This is a genomic window from Anaerolineales bacterium, from assembly GCA_015075725.1.
Classification (GTDB): domain Bacteria; phylum Chloroflexota; class Anaerolineae; order Anaerolineales; family Villigracilaceae; genus Villigracilis.
Genome location: JABTTV010000001.1, coordinates 952,133 through 970,960 on the forward strand (window position 1 = coordinate 952,133; position 18,828 = coordinate 970,960).

General features: G+C 53.1%; 15 protein-coding genes and 1 pseudogene. 14 read left to right on the forward strand and 2 right to left on the reverse strand.

Going from position 1 to position 18,828, the window contains the following annotated elements; all coding sequences use genetic code 11:
* Nucleotides 1-67: 67 nt before the first annotated feature.
* From HS100_04605 to HS100_04640, 8 genes and pseudogenes are all read left to right on the forward strand, one after another.
* Nucleotides 68-343 carry an HPr family phosphocarrier protein gene (locus HS100_04605; GenBank protein MBE7433173.1) on the forward strand — a complete coding sequence of 92 codons (276 nt, stop codon included), beginning with the start codon at nucleotides 68-70 and terminating at the stop codon, nucleotides 341-343.
* A gap of 25 nt (nucleotides 344-368) precedes the next feature.
* Nucleotides 369-2,096, forward strand: coding sequence for a phosphoenolpyruvate--protein phosphotransferase (gene ptsP / locus HS100_04610; protein ID MBE7433174.1), 1,728 nt, complete (start codon nucleotides 369-371; stop codon nucleotides 2,094-2,096).
* Between the two features lie 19 nt (nucleotides 2,097-2,115).
* Entirely contained in the window at nucleotides 2,116-2,754 is a 639-nt protein-coding gene (locus HS100_04615) for a corrinoid protein (protein MBE7433175.1), read from the forward strand.
* Between the two features lie 512 nt (nucleotides 2,755-3,266).
* Entirely contained in the window at nucleotides 3,267-5,999 is a 2,733-nt protein-coding gene (locus HS100_04620; GenBank protein MBE7433176.1) for a helix-turn-helix transcriptional regulator, read from the forward strand.
* 145 nt (nucleotides 6,000-6,144) lie between these two features.
* Nucleotides 6,145-6,354: pseudogene (locus HS100_04625) on the forward strand (hypothetical protein).
* A 583-nt stretch (nucleotides 6,355-6,937) separates the two neighbouring features.
* Nucleotides 6,938-7,597, forward strand: a complete 660-nt coding sequence (locus tag HS100_04630; GenBank protein MBE7433177.1) for a DUF4386 family protein — start codon at nucleotides 6,938-6,940, stop codon at nucleotides 7,595-7,597.
* A 15-nt stretch (nucleotides 7,598-7,612) separates the two neighbouring features.
* Complete coding sequence (locus HS100_04635; GenBank protein ID MBE7433178.1) at nucleotides 7,613-8,320, forward strand: DUF4386 domain-containing protein; 708 nt, start codon at nucleotides 7,613-7,615, stop codon at nucleotides 8,318-8,320.
* A gap of 61 nt (nucleotides 8,321-8,381) precedes the next feature.
* Nucleotides 8,382-9,377 (forward strand): NAD(P)-dependent alcohol dehydrogenase, encoded by a 996-nt coding sequence (locus HS100_04640; GenBank protein ID MBE7433179.1) that lies wholly within the window; start codon nucleotides 8,382-8,384, stop codon nucleotides 9,375-9,377.
* Between the two features lie 212 nt (nucleotides 9,378-9,589).
* Here the strand turns inward: HS100_04640 and HS100_04645 are convergent, their stop codons facing one another.
* On the reverse strand, nucleotides 9,590-9,922 hold the full coding sequence (locus HS100_04645; protein ID MBE7433180.1) for a hypothetical protein: 333 nt from the start codon (nucleotides 9,920-9,922) through the stop codon (nucleotides 9,590-9,592).
* Between the two features lie 160 nt (nucleotides 9,923-10,082).
* Here HS100_04645 and HS100_04650 point away from each other — a divergent pair, with 160 nt between their 5' ends.
* On the forward strand, nucleotides 10,083-12,443 hold the full coding sequence (locus HS100_04650) for a tetratricopeptide repeat protein (GenBank protein ID MBE7433181.1): 2,361 nt from the start codon (nucleotides 10,083-10,085) through the stop codon (nucleotides 12,441-12,443).
* A gap of 439 nt (nucleotides 12,444-12,882) precedes the next feature.
* Here the strand turns inward: HS100_04650 and HS100_04655 are convergent, their stop codons facing one another.
* On the reverse strand, nucleotides 12,883-15,405 hold the full coding sequence (locus HS100_04655) for a helix-turn-helix domain-containing protein (GenBank protein MBE7433182.1): 2,523 nt from the start codon (nucleotides 15,403-15,405) through the stop codon (nucleotides 12,883-12,885).
* Nucleotides 15,406-15,506: 101 nt separating this feature from the next.
* Here HS100_04655 and HS100_04660 point away from each other — a divergent pair, with 101 nt between their 5' ends.
* The 5 genes from HS100_04660 to HS100_04680 are packed head-to-tail and all read left to right on the forward strand — an operon-like array spanning nucleotide 15,507 to nucleotide 18,796.
* Complete coding sequence (locus HS100_04660; GenBank protein MBE7433183.1) at nucleotides 15,507-15,983, forward strand: cupin domain-containing protein; 477 nt, start codon at nucleotides 15,507-15,509, stop codon at nucleotides 15,981-15,983.
* 6 nt (nucleotides 15,984-15,989) lie between these two features.
* A complete protein-coding gene (locus HS100_04665; protein ID MBE7433184.1) occupies nucleotides 15,990-16,865 on the forward strand; it encodes a CPBP family intramembrane metalloprotease in 876 nt (291 codons plus the stop codon).
* A 5-nt stretch (nucleotides 16,866-16,870) separates the two neighbouring features.
* Nucleotides 16,871-17,386, forward strand: coding sequence for a YbaK/prolyl-tRNA synthetase associated domain-containing protein (locus HS100_04670; GenBank protein ID MBE7433185.1), 516 nt, complete (start codon nucleotides 16,871-16,873; stop codon nucleotides 17,384-17,386).
* Entirely contained in the window at nucleotides 17,383-17,832 is a 450-nt protein-coding gene (locus HS100_04675; protein MBE7433186.1) for an SRPBCC family protein, read from the forward strand. The genes HS100_04670 and HS100_04675 overlap by 4 nt, the downstream gene beginning before the upstream one ends.
* Nucleotides 17,833-17,869: 37 nt before the next feature.
* Nucleotides 17,870-18,796, forward strand: coding sequence for a CPBP family intramembrane metalloprotease (locus HS100_04680; GenBank protein MBE7433187.1), 927 nt, complete (start codon nucleotides 17,870-17,872; stop codon nucleotides 18,794-18,796).
* The last annotated feature ends 32 nt before the right edge of the window (nucleotides 18,797-18,828 follow it).

The following is an 18,828-nucleotide window of genomic DNA, read 5'->3' on the forward strand; positions in this document are numbered from 1 at the left end:
TGCAATCGCGGAGAGTAGCAGATAAAGATTTTTACGCAATCATTCCTTTGAGGAGCATAGATTCACCATGCCTGAAGCTACAATACAAGTAAAACACAAAGTGGGCTTGCACGCGCGTCCCGCCGCATTATTCGTGCAAACCGCCTCCAAATTTTCCTCCACCATTAAGGTGAGAAACCTGACGACGAACGGCAAATTTGTGGACGCCAAAAGCATTATCATGGTGTTGACCCTCGGCGTCATGAAGGACCATGAAATCCTCATCCAGACCGAGGGCGCAAATGCAGAATCCGCGCTGGAGGCGTTGAAATCCCTCATCGAAAGCAATTTCGGCGAGACTTGATTTCGTGTGAAGAGACAAAAGTATTATGACAGAAAAGAGTTTCAAGGGCATCCCCGCCAGCGACGGCATCGCCATCGGTCCGGTCTTTTGTTACATCCCGGCGGAATTGACGGTCCCGGTCCGCGCCGCTGGAAGTGCGGAGGAAGAGTTGGCACGTTTCGATGCCGCGCGTGAACGCGCGCGCGTCGAATTGCAGGGCTTGTATGATTCCATCGAAAAAAGGGCAGGCAAAGAGGAAGCGTCCATTTTCGTGGCTCACCAGGAAATGCTCTACGATCCCGCACTGGAGGGGAAAATCCGTGAATTCGTGGAGATCGGTCAAACCGCCGAGCAGGCATTGGTTAACGCCACAGACGAACTCGCCGACCTGCTCGCCAGTGTCAACGACGAACTTTTCGCGGCGCGCGCTCTGGACGTGAAGGACGTCGGTCGCCGCGTGCTGCGAATCCTGCTGGGGTTGCCGGATACAGCCTTGGGCGCGGTCAGTGAACCGTCCATTATCCTGGCGGAGGACCTTACCCCCTCCGACACCGCCAGCCTCAATCCATCGTTGACCCTCGGCTTCATCACTGCCCAGGGCGGATTGACTTCGCACAGCGCGATCCTGGCTCGCACGCTGGGTCTGCCCGCGATTGTCGGCATGGGGAACGGTCTGCTCGATCACGTTTCCAACGGCGCGTTCATCGTGATGGATGGTCGTTCGGGCGAAATGATCCTTGAGCCAAATCAGGAAACAATCACGCGCTGCAAACAGATCAAGTCGCAGCGCGAGTCACAGCTGCAAATCCTCAAATCCGCCGCGTTGAAATATGCCCGCACCGTGGAAGGTCGTCGCGTGGAAGTTGCCGCGAACGTGGGAGAGGCCGCCTCCGCCCGAGATGCCATCGAACATGGCGCGGAGGGCATCGGTCTGCTCCGCACGGAATTTCTCTACCTCGAAGACACCCAGCCTCCAAGCGAGGAAAAACAATTCCGCATCTATCGCGAAATCTTTGAAGTGATGTCCGGTCGCCCCGTCATCGTCCGCACGCTGGATATAGGAGGTGACAAGCCGCCCTCCTACCTGCCCTTCCCCGACGAGTTGAATCCGTTTCTGGGCTGGCGCGCGATCCGCATCAGCCTGGATGAGCCGGAACTTTTCAAGACTCAGATCCGCGCCATTCTGCGCGCCGCCACAGGACATCGCGCCCGCATCATGTTCCCCATGGTTTCGGATTTGGACGAACTGCGGCGCGCGCGTGATGTAGTCGAAGCGGTCAAGCGGGGCCTCAAGTCTGCCTCCGTTGAATTTGCCGCGGACATCCCCGTGGGCATCATGGTCGAGACTCCCGCTGCCGCGGTGCTGGTGGATGTGCTCGCCGAAGCCTCGGATTTTTTCAGTCTCGGTACCAACGACCTGACGCAATATACGCTGGCAGTGGATCGCGGCAATGCGAAAGTGGCGAATCTCTTCCAGCCATTGCATCCCGCCGTGCTGCGCCTCATCCGGCAGACCATCGAAGCCGGTCATGCCAAAGGGAAATGGGTGGGCATGTGCGGCGAACTGGCGGGCATGACCAAAGCCATCCCGATCCTGCTCGGCTTCGGCTTGGACGAGTTCAGCATGAACCCGCGTGCCATCCCCGAAGCCAAACACCTGATTGGCAAATTGACCGACGACAAAGCGCGAGAGATCGCCAATCAAGCCATGTCCCTTGGCACCGCCGCGGAAATCGAAAAATACATGAAGGCAGTCCTGGCTGAATTGGACTAAACTGATAAGGAGAATGAAGATGGAACAGGTTTTACAGAATTTATTCGAGGCGGTGTTAGAAGGAAATTTTGAAGGCGTGAAAGCCAACGTGCAGTCTGCGTTGGATGCAGAGTTGGATCCAAACATCATCCTGAACGACGGCATGATCGCGGCAATGCGCGAAGTGGGAGTTCGCTTTGAGGCGGGGGAATATTACGTGCCTGAGATGTTGATCGCGGCGCGCGCCATGCAAAGCGGAATGGCAATCCTGAAACCGCATTTGCAACAAGCGGAGAAGAAATCGAGTGGCAGGGTGGTGATGGGTACAGTCAAAGGCGACCTGCATGATATCGGGAAAAATCTGGTCGGGCTGATGCTGGAAGGCGCAGGCTACGAGATCATAGATCTGGGGGTGGACGTCCCCGCTGAGGAATTTGTGAAGAAGGCGATGGAACTTAAGCCGGACGTGATTGGCATGTCCGCATTGTTGACCACCACCATGCCCTCCATGAAAACGACCCTTGATGCGCTGGATGCTGCAGGTTTGCGAAGGGATATCAAGGTGATAGTCGGCGGCGCACCCGTCACTGAGACCTATGCCCAACAGATCGAAGCCGATGGTTTCGCCCTCGACGCCAGTCGCGCGGTCAACTTGGTGAATGATTTGCTGGGAAAGTAGAGTTAGCTCTGCAACGCGGTCATGCGCGTCGGGGAGGTGAGGCAATTTCGCAACCTCCAGGCTTGGGAGCAGAATCGGAGCTGTTGCTAAAGGATATTGGCAAGAGCGACCCGGGTTCGTTACATTAGCTTGGCGAAAACCAATAAAAAGTGTTTGGCTTTTGTCCATAACATGCTGACGTTATAGACGCCCATTTTGCTTGACTCGGTTGCTAGTTTGAACAGTCCATTATGGGGGGGGTAATCTAACTTTCGAGTGAACATCCTCATATTCTATATATTTGCAGGCAATTTATACAAGAACTTCATCAATTTATAAACATAGACTCATTTATAGTATGTTTTTCTGGGTTGACGGGGAAAAAACCGTACCAAATAAAGACGATTTTGCCGCCACAATGAATCTTGCGGTTAGTTCGATCGAGTTTCCAGTTTGAATACTTGATAAAGGCAGTTGTCACGGCGGCATCATCACAAATCGGAAGGTGGAGGTTGCAGCATTATAATCAAGCTATGCCCGCACCGATCCTGGCAACGAAGCTATACATCCCCCCGCCACGACCCGGCACTGTTCCCCGTCCACGCCTGATCGAACAATTGAATGATGGTCTCCATTCAGTTCACAAGTTGACCCTCGTCTCCGCTTCCGCCGGATTTGGCAAGACCACTTTGGTCAGTGAATGGGTCGCCCAGAGCGGACTCCCAGTCGCATGGCTCTCGCTGGACGAAGGGGATAACGACCCAGTACGCTTCATCTCCTACCTGATAACGGCATTACAAACTATACATACGGGAATTGGCGAAAGTTTACTGGCGGCGCTCCAATCCCGTCAGCCACCTTCCACTGAAGCGATTCTGACGGCGCTGCTGAATGAAATCGCAACATCCCTGAACGAGTTCCTTTTTGTCCTGGACGATTACCATGTGATCGATTCCAAGCCGGTTGACGAAATCCTTTCATTTCTTGTCGAGCACCCACCGCCGCAGATGCGTCTGATCATTGCTACGCGCGAGGACCCATCCCTGCCTTTGGCGCGATTGCGTGCGCGAGGTCAACTCACCGAACTGCGCGCCGCGGATTTGCGGTTTACCCCTGCCGAAGCCGCTGAGTTTCTCAACCGGATGATGGGGTTGAACCTCTCCGATAAAGATGTAGCCGCATTGGAGTCTCGAACCGAAGGATGGATCGCCGGCTTGCAATTGGCGGCGCTCTCCTTGCAGGGACGGGAGGATATCACTGGTTTCATCCGCGCCTTTACCGGCAGCAATCGTTTTGTGTTGGATTATTTGGTGGAAGAAGTACTTCAGCGCCAGCCAGAATCGGCTCGTAACTTCCTGCTGCATACTTCCATTCTCGACCGATTTTGCGCGTCGTTGTGCAACGCGGTCACAGAACGGCAGGACGGCAAAGAAATGCTTTCCGCGCTGGAATACAGCAACCTCTTCCTCGTTCCTCTGGATGACCAACGCCAATGGTATCGCTATCATCATCTCTTCGCGGAGGTTTTGCAATCGTACCTGCGGCAGGAGCAGCCCGATCAAGTGTCCACGTTGCATCGGCGGGCAAGCATTTGGTTCGAGCAGAATGATCTGACCGACGCTGCCATCCCTCATGCCCTGGCTGCCAAAGAGTTAGAACACGCGGCAGGCTTAATAGAACGCGTCTGGCGGGAGAAGGACAGCACATATCAATATGACACCTGGCTCAAGTGGGTGAGGTCTTTGCCCGATGAAATTGTCCGCGCCCATCCGGTGATCTGCGTAGGCTATGCCTGGGCGCTGTTGGGAACCGGCGAATTGGAGGCGAGCGAGTCCCGCCTTCTGGATGCCGAACGATGGCTGGAATCCGCAGAGAATTCATCGTCAAGGATGATCGTGGTGGACGAAAAAGAATTTCGGTCGTTGCCCGCCTCGATCTCTGCCGCCCGTACCTATCGCGCCCTGGCTTTGGGCGATATCCCCGCTACAAAAATGCATGCCCGTCAAACACTGTCTCTCGCTCCTGATGTAACCACACCTTATCACACGCAAGCCACTGCCCTGCTCGCGCTGGCGGAATACGCCAGCGGCGATTTGCAGGAGGCAGAACGGGACCTCCTCAAGTTTCAGGCGATGATGTGGCAGGTCAATGACGTTGCCAGCGCCATCGGCATCACGTTCGCCCTGGCAAATATCAAGCTGGTTCAGGGCCGCCTTCGAGAGGCTGTCATTGCTTATCAGCAGTCACTGCAACTTGCTGCGAATCGCGGTATGCCGTTCTTTATTAGCGTATCTGATCTGCACCGAGGTCTGAGTGAACTGCTCTGTGAGCAAAACGATCTGGAAGCCGCGGAACAATCTTTGTTGACAGCTCGGCAAATGGGCGAAAAAGGCGCGACAACCGGCTGGTCCCAGCGGTTATGTACTGCGCAATCGCGCCTGAAAGCGTCCCAAGGTGACCTGACTCAAGCCCTTGCTTGCTTGGAGGAGGCGGAGAGGCAATACGTCCAGAATCCGCTGCCCGATCCTCCGATTTCAGCATTGAAAGCGCGGATATGGATCAGGCAGGGGCGATTGATCGAAGCTTTTTCCTGGGCGCGCGAACAGAACCTGTCCCCAGAGGACGAGTTGAGCTATAGGCGCGAGTTCGAGCATCTCGCGCTGGCTCGGGCGCTTATCGCTCGTTACAAAGCCAACAAGGTGGATGCCGATCTTCACACAGCATTGGGATTGCTGGAACGCCTCCAGCAAGCCGCCGAGGCTGGAGGGCGGAACGGAAGCGTGATCGAAATCCTGATTCTACAAGCGCTCGCTTATCAAGCCCAGGACGATCCGCCGCGCGCCCTCACTCCGCTGGAACGTGCCCTTAGGCTCGCTGAACCGGAAGGCTATGTGCGCATTTTTGTGGATGAAGGCGAAGCCATGCGTTTGTTGATTTCGGATTTCAAATCGACCCATGAAAAAAGAGAACACCCTGCACTTCTTGAATATGTAAATAAACTTCTGGCTACTTTCCCCCAATCCCAGGAAGCTATCACCCAATCCAAAATCCAAAATCGTAAATCAAAAATAGTTGAGCCTCTGAGCGAACGCGAACTGGAAGTGCTTAAATTGCTCCGCAGCGAACTGAGCGGACCCGAGATCGCTGAACGATTGGTTGTGTCGCTCAACACTTTGCGCACCCATACAAAGAGCATTTTCAACAAACTGGGGGTCAATAGCCGCCGGGCAGCCGTCCGCCGCGCCCAAGAACTCGAAATATTCTAGACCTCTGAAACTTTCCCAATCCAACTCCAGCCTCACCTGCTGGAGTTTTTTGTTTCCTGCAATCACCATCTCAATCACATCATGTGGTGATGACGTCTCACCACATCCAATAGTATCTTGGGGCAGATCAAACACAAGGCGACAAATGATTGATAAGCCGACCCCAACCGTCCAGCAGTACGAGATCCGTCTCCAGGGACACCTTGACGCTCACTGGGGGGATCGATTCGAAGGACTGACCATCACGCTGGAAGAGGATGGCAACACGCTTCTTTCCGGACCTGTAGCGGATCAGTCAGCCCTGCACGGATTGCTCAAAAAAGTTCGCGACCTCGGAATGCCATTGGTCTCGATAAATCAAGTTCGATCAAAACAAGGAGAAACAAAAATGAAATCCATTAAAAAGTTCGATACGAAAGTCCTGCTCTCGACCCTGTGGATCGCGGTCATGGTCAACATGTTGAAAGCGGATATCCTCTCGCTCTTCATCCCTGGCGCGGCGGAAGAAGTGGCGAAAACCGCTGCCAGCTCTGGCGCATCCATTCCCCAATTGATGCTGGTCGGCGCGGTCATGGGGCAGATCGGAATTGCCATGATCGTCTTGTCCCGCGTGTTGAAATACGGGATCAATCGCTGGGTCAATATTGTTGCGGGTCTCGTCACCATAGCCTATATCTGGGGCGGCATGGCGTCATACTCCCACTACATCTTCATCGCCAGCGTCGAGACCCTGTGTCTGTTGCTCATCATCGGGTTCGCATGGACCTGGCGCAATGCCGAAGCATGACCTATCTATATCATTGCGAGCGCACTTCCCTGCACATCACGCAGGGCAAGTGTGCGAAGCAATCTCCTCGCCAAAACAGAGGGTTCTTCGGGGAGGAAACCCTCGTAACGACATTTGTGTGGTAGAGAGTAAAGAATAAAAGGAGATAAACATGAGAACATTACAGAAATCCGGTGGCATCGCCGCTCTGTACATGGCGATCAGTCACCTGATCGGAATTGTCATCTTTCTCGTCATCTTGGACTATCTCAGCATCACCGACCCGGCTCAAAAGCTCGCGTTGAACGTCGAAAAAAAGTCGGTCATCTTCTCGACCAACCTGCTCATGTACGTCTGCTTCGGCTTTGCGCTGATTGTCCTGTCACTGGCTCTGTACGACCGCATCAAATCCGGCGCGTCCGCGCTCATGCAAGTGGGGACCGTGATTGGAATCATTTGGGCTAGTTCGCTCATTGCCAGCGGCATGGTCGCAAATGCGGGGCTTGCAACCGTTGTAGCCCTCCATTCCAAAGACCCTTCCCAGGCTGTGTTGACCTTTCAAGGAATCGAAGCCGTAGCAAATGGGCTGGGTAATGCCAACGGCGAAATCCTCGGTGGCGTGTGGACACTGCTGGTCAGCATTGGCGCATTGCGATCCGGCGGACTTCCCAAAGGGCTGAACATCCTCGGCTTGTTCGTTGGCGCGGTGGGCATCATTACGATCATCCCTGCATTGACTGGCTTCACCGGCGTCTTTGGGCTGGGACAAATTATCTGGTTCATCTGGCTGGGAATTGTATTGCTGCTCAGAAACCCAAACAAGATGTCATAAAAAGGAGAAACTAACATGAATTCGCCCAAAAGCATTGCAAGAATTGCCGGCATCCTGTACTTGCTTGTCGCCATCTTCGCCGCATTTCCCTATAAAGTGTTCAACGGGTTGTACGTTACTGACGACGCGGCAACCACGACTGCGAATGTCGTCGCGAAGGCAGGGGTAATCCGAATAGCTGTCGTCTCCGACTTTGTCATGGTGACAGCCTGGGTCTTCCTCGCCTTTACTCTCTACCGTCTGCTCAAGCACGTGCATCAGGACGCCGCGAGCGCAATGGTGATATTCGTCGCAATTGGCGCCGGAATCGTCAGCCTCAATGACGTCTTCGCATTCGAGGGTATGCGGGTCGCAACCGATAGTTCTTATGCGGCAGCCCTGGGCGCCGGGGGAGCGGATGCCCTGGTGCAAATGCTGCTCGACACCCAGCGCTACGGTGGTCTCGCCTCTTCGGTCTTCATGGGACTGTGGCTGGTTCCGCTGGGGTATCTTGTCTACAAGTCAGGCATTTTCCCCAAGGCGCTGGGCGCGGCGCTTATCACAGTCTGTGTCTGCTATCACGTGAAACTGCTCGCGGCATTCCTGGCTCCAGACTTGTGGACAGTAATCGAGGGCTATGTGAGCATTCCGATCTGGGTCTTTGAACTCTGGATGGTGCTGTACTTGCTCATCGTCGGTGTGAGAACCGTAAAGTCAGATGCACTCATCCCCGTTGCGGCGTAATGCGCCCGGCAGATGAGATCGAGACCTATACTAAATGAAAATGACGAAAGGAAAGAACAGAATGAAAGCAATCGTACGCACAGAATATGGAACACCCGATGTCCTGCATCTCAAAGAAATGGAAAAGCCCACGCCAAAGGACAATGAAATTTTGGTCAGGGTGTATGCGGCCTCTGTCAACTTCGGAGATTTAATGGCGCGAAATTTCAAGGCCGTCTCCCCGCGCAAATTCAACATGCCGTTCTTCCTCTGGCTCCCTGCGAAGATCGCCTTTGGTCTTGGCAAACCCAATATCACCGTTCTGGGCAGCGAACTGGCCGGGAAGGTCGAAGCGGTTGGCAAGGACGTGACGAAATTCAAAGCGGGCGACCAGGTCTTTGCCTATCTTGGCATGAGCATGGGAGCCAATGCTGAGTACGTCTGCATCCCCGAGTCTGGGTCTGTGGCGCTCAAACCGTCCAAACTCAGTTATGAGGAGGCAGCCACCCTGCCCTACGGGGCGATCATGGCGACGAGTCTGCTTGGGAAGGCAAACCTCCAACGCGGTCAGAAAGTCCTCATCAACGGCGCCTCGGGCGGAATCGGCTCGATGGCTGTCCAACTTGCCAAATATTACGGAGCGGAAGTGACAGGCGTGTGCAGCACACCGCGATTGGAATTCGTCAAATCCCTCGGCGCGGAGAAGGTTATTGACTACACCAAAGAGAACTTCACCCAGAACGCCGAGACCTACGACCTGATCTTCGACGTCCTCGGCAAAAGTTCGTTTTCGCAGGTCAGGCGCTCACTCAAGCCAAATGGAATTTACCTCTTATCCAGCTTCAAGATGAAAGCACTGCTCGATATGCTGTGGACATCACTCACAGGCAGCAAACAAAAGGTCATTTGCGCCTTTGCGAATGAGACCCCCGATAGCCTGGCATTCGTCAAAAAACTGGTGGAAGAAGGGAAGATAAAAGCCAGCCTTGATAAATCTTTCCCGATGGAGCAGGCGGCGGAGGCACACAGGTACGTGGAAGGCGGTTACAAGAAAGGCAATGTGGTCATCGCAATTTAGGATTCGCTTGGGCAATGGCTGTGGCCATGGGATGATGATGCCCCTGCATCAGGTGATTCCCTTTTATTTTTTGCCCCGATCTGCCATATGAAGAATGTTTTTTTCAGACCCTGCACTGGTTAAACTCCAGTGCAGGGTCTGACATTTGATTGGGAAGAAACTGAGTCTAGAAGGTACGTCTCAATCAGCGAACCGAATGGAGCGAACCGTCTCTATTTTCCAACCACTTGCAGATAATAATTGGCCATCGCCGTCCAGCGGGCTGCATCGGCGGATCGACCGCGCAGAAGATTTTGAGGTTCTCCCACGCTTTGATAGCGTTCCGCCATTGCTGTCCAACGCGCCGCATCCGCGGCCCGGCTGCGTTGAAATGCGGGTTCCTCCAACATCACGTAGTACTCTGCCATCGACCTATAGCGTGCGGCATCAGCGTCTCGACCGCGCTCAATTGATGTTGGCGTATTGGAGAGTGGGGATGAAATCACCATCGCGACCAATAACAGGGAGAGAACCCCAAGAACAATAAGAAAACGATTTTTGAACATTTTGATCTCCTTTTTGGTTCAACCAGTTATAATGTTTTCAGAAACAAGGGTCTGTTTCCATGCCCATACTGTAGCAAATCGCCCTTCCGGTTTGGTGGCAAAAAATGTCACAAAAAGTGTCACTTATTCGTAAACTGAAGCGATACGGACGATTTAGAAATTGATGCAGGAACAACACTCTTTTGGCTCTTGGCTCAGGCTCAAGAGAAAGACACTCGATCTCACTCGCGAAGCTCTGGCTGACCGCGTCGGTTGTTCCGTGTCAATGATCCGGAAACTTGAAGAAGAAGAACGGCGTCCCTCGGCCCAGATTGCCGAGTTGCTGGCTGAAATCTTCAAGATTCCCGCAACTGAAAGAACAGCCTTTTTACGGTTTGCGCGCGGCGACTGGAGATCGGCTCCCAGCCTGGGGAATGAAGAAGCCCCCTGGCGCGTCTCAACACCAACACTACCCCAACAACCCCGTTCGAATTTACCGGCAACCTTTACTTCCTTGATCGGGCGGGATAAGGATATTGCAGCTATCCACGACTATCTAACCAATCCAGATATCCGCCTGGTCACTTTGATCGGCGCGCCGGGAATCGGGAAGACGCGCCTGAGTATCGCGTCAGCGAGCCAGTCACTGGCCGAGTTCTCCGATGGCGTTTTCTTTGTCGCGCTGGCGCCGCTTGATCAGCCATCCTTGATACCTTCTGCCATCCTGCAGGCGCTTGGATATATTGAAAAGAATAACCTGTCTCCCGAGGAACATCTTACCGAAGGTATTGGGAACAAACGTATGCTGCTTGTGTTGGATAATTGCGAACACCTGATCGAAGATGTGGCCCGGCTCGCCTCTTCCCTCCTTTCCACCTGCTCCCACTTAAAAATCCTGACCACCAGCCGCGAAGCGCTGGGAATCCCGGGTGAATGGCTTCATTCGGTCCCTGCACTGGATATGCCAAAAGAGCACTCCATCGTTGACGTAGCAAAGGTTTCGGAGTTTCCAGCTCTGACCCTGTTTGCCGAGCGTGCCCGCGCAGCTCGTTCCGATTTCGCATTGAATGCCGAAAACATCTGGGCTGTCGTATCCATCTGCTCACAGCTCGATGGATTGCCATTGGCCATCGAACTGATTGCCGCGCGCGTCAAAACGTTTTCAATAGAGCAAATCGCTGCACGGCTCGATGACCGTTTCGCATTGCTAACCAGCAGCAGTCGAGTTGCACCCTCACGACAACAAACATTGCGGGCGACTCTGGATTGGAGCCATGAGCTGCTGACAGAAACGGAAAGAGAACTTTTTCGACAACTTTCGGTCTTTGTTGGCGGCTTTACATTGGATGCGCTCGAATCGGTGGCGCTTCTGGATTCCAATCGATCGATTCTCGAGGCGCTTTCGCGCCTCGTGGATAAATCACTACTGTTCCTCGAACAACAGGATCAACCGCGTTACCGGTCTCTTGAGCCAATCCGTCAGTATGCCAAAGAAATACTGAATGAGACCGGAGAATCGAACTTGATTCAAGATCGTCATCTTGCGTACTACCTGCGCATTGCGGAGGAGGCAGAGCCGTACCTATTTGGCGTCGGGCAACAGGGCTGGAAGAATCGATTGGAGTTGGACCATGATAACTTGCGGGTCGCGTTGGCATGGTCGCTTGAAAGCAATAAAATCGAAGCAGGATTGAAATTGGCGGGGGCGCTGGCATGGTTCTGGCACAGTCAGGGTTATTTAAGCGAAGGCAACCTATGGTTGGAGAAAATTCTTGCCTCTGGCATCGGCACCCAGGGAAAGGAGCGGGCGAAAGCGCTGCGCGCGTCATCCATCCTGTCAACAAGTAAAGGCGATTACATTCGGGCCAGAGAATTTGCAGAAGCAAGCGTTAAATTATATAGGGAAATTGGAGACAATCGAGGCGCAGGCTTGGTGCTTGCTGACCTGGGCGCAAGCTTTCATTGGGACGGCAAGGGAGAGGAGGCAATCGAGTCGCTCGAAGAGAGTTTGCGTCTGCTTCGGGCAACTGATGAGCGTTGGGGGATCGCCTACGCGCTCTGCTGGTTGGGCGATACATGTTTCAGGATGGGAGATACTGAACGCGCCGCCACCAATTGGGAAGAAAGTCTGCGCCTTACCCAGGAGTTGGGGGAGACCTACCTGATGGCTTGGTCGCTTGGTGGTTTGGCGGATGTGGCGCGTCTGCGCGCGGATTACAAGCGTGCAACAGGAATGTTCAGAGAATCCTTGTCCCTCTATCTGAGTTCAGGAAGTAAGTTCGGCCCACCGTTCACGCTGGAAGCACTAGCATTGGTTGCCGCTGCGCTAGGGAATGCGAAGCGAGCGGCGCGTCTCTGGGGTGCCGCATCCGCTTGGCGCGAAGCGATCAACCAACCGCTCCCCCCGAGCTATCAAAGGGACTACGCTGCCTCTATGACCCAGGCGCGTACTCAACTTGGCGAGGAAGTGTATGCTTCCGCCTGGTCTGAGGGCCACGCAATGTCACCCGAACAGGCTATCGCCTTGGCGTTGGAGGAATAATGTCTTCTGCTCAACATAAATTTCCAAATGGCAACCCAAGATTTCCAATCGGCACGGCAGACGCTTAGGTGAAAAACAGGGCAAGCTGCAAAACCTGTCCCGCTCCGTGCCTCATGTCTGTTGTTTATTTTGGTTGGCTGAAAAAACATCAGCTAACCACAAGTTTGCCGCCTAAAAAACCTTGCGGTAGATTCCATCAAGTATCCAGTCTAAATACTTGATGAAAGCAATATTCGGATGGCTGATGGCGGTGGCAGAGGAAGATCCCATTCTTTGCAAATTTATGTTTTTAGAATTTTAGCTTATCCAAGGCTGTTCTCTTGAACCAAAATGACACCCTACGAAATAAGGGAGAGCAAAGTCAGTTGACCATGACCGCGTTACTAAGCATTAGCGGATTGAAGGAGATGCCAATTACGACTATATCCATGCTCTCATCTCATTCCGCCAAATGCAAAAGAATCGTTTCCATATCCCCGGATATTGCCTGTTGCCGTCTCGCTTTTTCCAGATATTCGGCATCGCCTCGAGCCTCGATGATCGTCATCAACTGCCCGGCGCGTTGTTTGGCGGAGTCTGTGCTGGCGGAATGACCCATCGCAGTCAAAATCAATTCCGTCGCCTTTCCAAACTCATTCTTATGAATGAAACACTCCGAAAGTTCAAGCGCGGCGTCGATGGCTTGGGGGAGTGCCTTTGCTTCTAGCGATAATCTGATGGCTTGTTTAAGCAAGTCGTTCGCCTGATCCCATTCTTCAGACGCGACTGCGGCTTTCCCCAACTGGGTCAATGCCCAGGCGATATCCCAGCGCGCGCCGAGATCTGTGAACAAGGCAAGGCTCTTCTCCAGCATGGACTTCGCGCCGTTTGGGTCGTTTCGGAGCAATGCCAGTATTCCCAGCCTGCCGAGCGATGTTCCCATACCCCAACGGTCATGGATTTGCGTACCGAGCGCCAGGCTTTCTTCAAGAAAACCTTGTGCTTCTTCCAGCCTGCCCAATTGGATCGCGATCGGGCTGAGAAAATTCAACGCAAAAGCAATAAATCGTGAGTTGCCCAGTTCGCGCCAAAGTGATAAGCCCGCCTGCATCCGCTCATAAGCATGTTCGAGATTCCCTTCCTGTCCCGCAATAAATCCCTGGTCGAATTGACCGAGCGCCATGAACCAGCGGTTGCCGTGCTCTTTCGCAAGTTCCACGCCTTCGTCCATCAACTCACGCGCATGCGAAAAATCACCCATCAACGAAACCACGATGCCATTGAAGATCAACGCGGGCGGCAGATGTTTTAATTCACCCGTTCCGCGCAGGATCTCGATGCCTTCTTCGAATACCCTGCGCGCTCGAATGTAATCCCCAGCGCGGAAAACCAGCATTCCATGAAACGTCAACGCGCGTCCAAGATAAATCTGCGAATCCGTTTCAGTCCGTAATGCGCCGATCAATTCATCTGTCTGTTCGATGCCATCGCTGAGCCAGCCATGCACGTCATACAACATCCACAAACTTTCGAGAGCGGCATCCATCAGCGCAAATCGCTTATGCGACAGAGCCCAATCCCACGCCACATTCAAATTCCCCAACTCATCGAATAATTTGCCCAGCGAGTTTGCCTTATCTGCACCAAAAAGATCCGATCCGCTTCGATGCAGCAGGTCAAGATAATACTCGCTGTGCCTGTCGCACAAAGTGGATTCATCCTCCAAATAATTCCTTGCATACTGACGGATGACCTCGTGCAGATCGAAGCGCCCATTGGAGGAACGCCGCAGCAGCGATTTGGATACCAGGCCCGACAACACGCCTCTCTTCGCGCCGGTAACTGATTCAGCTGCCTCGCGGCTGAAGCCACCCTGAAAGATGGTCAGGCGGCTCAATGCGGCTTGTTCAGGTTTGGCAAGCCGCTTCCAAGAGTGTTCAAAAACGGCGCGCAGGCTGCGATGCCGTTCAGGCATATCGCGCAATGTGGACGACAAAAAATCGAAGCTGTGTTCGATCTCGCTCGCGATCTCTTCGCATGAAAGCACATCGACCCAGGCTGCGGCAAGTTCGATGGCAAGCGGCATTCCATCCACCCGCTGACAGATGCGGATGGCGGCTTCGCGTTCCTTGCCGATCAGCTTCAAGTCAGGTCGGATGCGCTGCACATGTGACTCAAAGAGCTGCAAGGCTCCATAGATTGCCATTCCTTCATCTTCATTGGGCGGGACGGAAAGCCCGCTGAGTTCGAGCGTCCATTCGCCTTGCAGGTTGAGGCGTTCGCGCGATGTAACGAGGAATTTTAATTTGGGCGCAGATTGCAGAGACTCCGAAAGCAAAGGCGCGCCGTCTATGATGTGCTCAAAATTATCCAGAACCAGCAGGGTATTTTTCTCGCGCAAATATCCAAGCAGGCGCGGCTTGAGTTCGTCGGCATTGCCAGTGGGAATGTTCAAGACGGACGCAATGGCAGGCAGGATCGAATCGCTGGTGCTGATGGCGGCGAGTTGAATGAAATAGGCGTGCTGGGGATGTGAGACTTCCATTGCAAGGCGGGTCTTGCCAATGCCGCCCACCCCAAGAATTGTGATGAGGCGGTAGTGTGGGTCTGCCAGCATACGAGTGAGGGTTTCGATCTCGTCTGCGCGCCCGATGAAGGGCGTAGGGGGAACGGGAATATTTGAGGGCGGGGAAAATGATTCAGGAAGGGCAGACCAGTTTTCGGGGCGGGTTGAGGCGCTTTTTAGTCCCTGGGAACTGCCTTCGCCGCGTGCGATCTTGAGGAACAGAGTCTGCTCCTCGGGTGGAATTTCCAAATGCGCTGCCAGCAATTCCGCGATCTGGCGCGACGGACGGCGCTCATCGTTTTCGATTTTGCGAATGGCGGAAACCGAACAACCGACAAGGTTCGCCAGCGCTTCCTGCGTGAGGTCGAGTCGTTTGCGACGCGTTTTTAGCCATGTTCCGAATGTGTCTACATTCATCGCGCGGGATTGTATCAGGCTTGTGTTACTTTTTGTGTCAGTGAGCGCCACCCAATGATGGGATGTGAAGCGTATGATGCCGCCATCAAAAGGAGATGCCAATGAATGATATTACTCAATCACAAGCGCGTTTATTGAAACCCGGCGCAGGCCCGACCCTTTCATTTTTGGGCGTGAATTTGGCGTTCAAAGTTTCGAGCGCCGATACGAATGGCGCGTGGGCGTTGCTGGAATATATTGCGCCGCCGAAGTTTGCGGGCCCGCCGCTGCACTGGCACAAGGTGACCAATGAAGCCTTTTATGTTTTGGAAGGCACGGTAACGTTCCGACGAGAGCATGAGGTGTTCAAGGGTGAACCTGGCGCGATGGTGTACATTCCGACAGGCGTGTTGCATACGTTTTCCAATAATGAAGACAAGCCTGCGCGTTTTCTAACCTTCCTTTCGCCCGGCGGTTTCGAGGAATATTTCAAGGAACTGGCAACTATGGTTCAGTCTGAACCGAGCTGGCCCCCGCAGGATATGAGCAAGCTGCTGGCGCTGTACGAGAAGTACGACAACTATTTCCCGGACAGGTGATTTTATATGAATACAACACATCTTAATCATCGAGTCGCTGCCTACATTGTGCTTTTAATTTTTATAACGCTAGCGGCAAATGCACTCGCCTCTCAATTCAAGGATCCGCCAGTGGTATCGTTGATCGTCATGTCCAGCCCTGCTTTGGCGGCAGTGATCGCAAGCCTGCTGACCCATCGCTCACTAAAGGATATTGGTTGGCGTCTGCTGCCTGTGAAATGGATGGCGCTTGGCTGGGTACTGCCGATGCTTTATGCGCTTCCTGCCTACGCCCTGGTCTGGTTCACAGGACTTGGCGGCATTCCCAACCCGACATTTCTTGAACGTGCCCGCCTGACTCTCAACATGTCATCCGCTTCAGACGGTACGGTGATTGTCTCCGCCTTTTTCTACATAACACTCATTAATCTGATTCCAGCCACGATCTTTAGCCTTGGCGAAGAGATCGGCTGGCGCGGATTCCTTGTCCCTGAACTAACAAATTTTGTTGGTTTCCGAAATGCCAGCCTGCTCAGTGGTCTGTTATGGGCAGCGTGGCACCTGCCTGGAATTTTCGCAGGCAGTTATGGTTCTACGGGCACGCCAAAGGCATATCAAATCGCTTGTTTTACTGCAATGGTTATCACGACTGGCATCATACTGGCATGGCTGCGAATGAAATCGGGCAGCATCTGGCCCGTTGCCATTATGCATGCCACGCATAACGGGTTGATCCAAACCTTCCTGGACCGAATCACTGTTGATAAAGGAAACACCCAATACTTCACAGGTGAATTCGGTGTCATGCTGATTCCATTCGCTTTTATCATCGCCTGGTATGTTTGGAATCGCCCGCCGAATACAAACGATCAACAATCCCTGAAACATTTGAATAAGGAATAACGATCATGTCAAACCCTGCAAATGATATTTACGAAAAAATAATTGCTTTATTGGAACAAAATCAAGCAAACTTCCGCGTAGTGGAACACGCACCTGAAGGACAAACGGAACCTGTCAGCCGGATGCGCGGCAACCTGCTTTCACAAGCCGTCAAATCGCTGGTTGTGCTGGTAAAGATCGGCAAGAAGGAAAGCCGCTATTACCTCGCCAACATCCCGGGCGATTCCCGCGTGGATTTGAATGTCATCAAGACATTATGCAATGCAACCCGCGTCATGTTTGCTCCCGCCGAAAAAGCCCGCCAGCTGACCGGTTGTGAAATGGGCGCCGTCCCGCCGTTCTCGTTCAACCAAAATCTAATTGTATTGGCTGATCCTTCCCTATTCGAGAATGATGAACTCGTCTTCAATGCAGGCAGGCTGGACCGCTCGATTTTTATGGATAAAGATTCATATCTACGCATTGCCCAGCCCAACCTGGTCCCTATTGCCATGAAAGAAATAAAGGAGTCCCAAATATGATCCCCTATGAAATCGCAGCATCAAAGCTGATCGATGCACCCGCCAAGAAAATTTACGACATCCTTGCCGATTACCGGCATGGTCACCCACTCGTTCTCCCCAAACCATTCTTTGTATCCTTGCAAGTGGAGCAGGGCGGTGTGGGCGCAGGCACAATTGTCAGGTTTCAAATGAAAGTATTTGGCAGAGTGCGGGACTTTCGCGCAACCATCAGCGAGCCCGAGCCGGGCCGTGTTTTGGTGGAAACGAATGATGGTACTGATGTCGTTACGAAATTCATTGTTGACCCGCGCAACGCTGGCAAGTCAGCCCATGTGACCATTATCACCACCACACCTGTCCGTGATGGATGGGCGGGCAAGGTGGAAGGCTGGATGACGAAACAGGTGTTGTACCCAATTTATGTCACGGAATTGGAGCAGCTGGCGCAGGCCGCCGCCCGTTAAGAATCAACAAGATGGAAGAAATTACTGGAGATTTATTATGAAGACAATTACAAACATTTTCTGGAACACCGATCAAAACCGTCTACGTGCTGGCTGGCGTTTCCTATTCTATTTGATCCTTTTCTTTATGCTCACCATAGGCAAAGATGTTTTGGTCAGTTCCTTTAACGCGGCCCCCTTGTCGAAAGCCCTTGCCTATTTGATCTATCTTGCAAGCGGGTTGGTCCTGACCTGGTGGATGGCACGCTTCATTGATCACCGATCATTTGTTGACCTTGGCTTCAACTTTGACCGCAACTGGTGGCTGGATCTGGGTTTCGGTTTGATACTCGGCATATTCCTTATGGCCGGTATTTTTCTTTCAATGAAAATAGCAGGCTGGTTATTGATCACTGGCTCTGCCAGCGCCGCATCCGGCTTGCCCTTCAGCCTGGCTTTTCTTCTTCAGGTGTTGATGTTTACAGTGATATCCATCAACGAAGAAATGGCTTTTCGCGCCTATCAATTGAAAAATATCGCCGAGGGGTTTGCCGGCAGGCATGTTGGTCCGCGTTCTGCGATTCTGCTCGCCTTTTTATTCTCGTCTGCCATTTTTGGGCTCGGCCACATGGCAAATGGACACGCGACCGTTTTTAGTGTCATCACCACGATAATTGCCGGTCTCTCACTCTGCCTGCCCTATATGCTTACCGGGGAATTGGGTATTTCGATCGGCCTGCATCTCACCTGGAATCTATTTGAAGCGAACGTGTTTGGATTCTCCGTGAGCGGCTCGACCCCTGCCACGCATCTTCTCTCGATTGAAGTCATCGGTCCCACCGCCTGGACGGGCGGGATCTACGGGCCAGAGGTGGGACTCATCGGGCTTGTGTGGGCGCTCATCGGCTGCGGGTTAACTTTAATGTGGGTCAAATGGCTCCGAAAGAAAACAGGGCTGCACCTACCGCTGGCGGGGAGGTTGTAAAGGTTGAGCTACTAAATTATTGTGATCCCTTA

Coding starts and splice junctions, on each gene's coding strand:
- HS100_04605 (MBE7433173.1), top strand. CDS start 68: ATGCCTGAAGCTACAATACAAGTAAAACACAAAGTGGGCTTGCACGCG.
- ptsP (MBE7433174.1), top strand. CDS start 369: ATGACAGAAAAGAGTTTCAAGGGCATCCCCGCCAGCGACGGCATCGCC.
- HS100_04615 (MBE7433175.1), top strand. CDS start 2,116: ATGGAACAGGTTTTACAGAATTTATTCGAGGCGGTGTTAGAAGGAAAT.
- HS100_04620 (MBE7433176.1), top strand. CDS start 3,267: ATGCCCGCACCGATCCTGGCAACGAAGCTATACATCCCCCCGCCACGA.
- HS100_04630 (MBE7433177.1), top strand. CDS start 6,938: ATGAGAACATTACAGAAATCCGGTGGCATCGCCGCTCTGTACATGGCG.
- HS100_04635 (MBE7433178.1), top strand. CDS start 7,613: ATGAATTCGCCCAAAAGCATTGCAAGAATTGCCGGCATCCTGTACTTG.
- HS100_04640 (MBE7433179.1), top strand. CDS start 8,382: ATGAAAGCAATCGTACGCACAGAATATGGAACACCCGATGTCCTGCAT.
- HS100_04645 (MBE7433180.1), bottom strand. CDS start 9,922: ATGTTCAAAAATCGTTTTCTTATTGTTCTTGGGGTTCTCTCCCTGTTA.
- HS100_04655 (MBE7433182.1), bottom strand. CDS start 15,405: ATGAATGTAGACACATTCGGAACATGGCTAAAAACGCGTCGCAAACGA.
- HS100_04660 (MBE7433183.1), top strand. CDS start 15,507: ATGAATGATATTACTCAATCACAAGCGCGTTTATTGAAACCCGGCGCA.
- HS100_04665 (MBE7433184.1), top strand. CDS start 15,990: ATGAATACAACACATCTTAATCATCGAGTCGCTGCCTACATTGTGCTT.
- HS100_04670 (MBE7433185.1), top strand. CDS start 16,871: ATGTCAAACCCTGCAAATGATATTTACGAAAAAATAATTGCTTTATTG.
- HS100_04675 (MBE7433186.1), top strand. CDS start 17,383: ATGATCCCCTATGAAATCGCAGCATCAAAGCTGATCGATGCACCCGCC.
- HS100_04680 (MBE7433187.1), top strand. CDS start 17,870: ATGAAGACAATTACAAACATTTTCTGGAACACCGATCAAAACCGTCTA.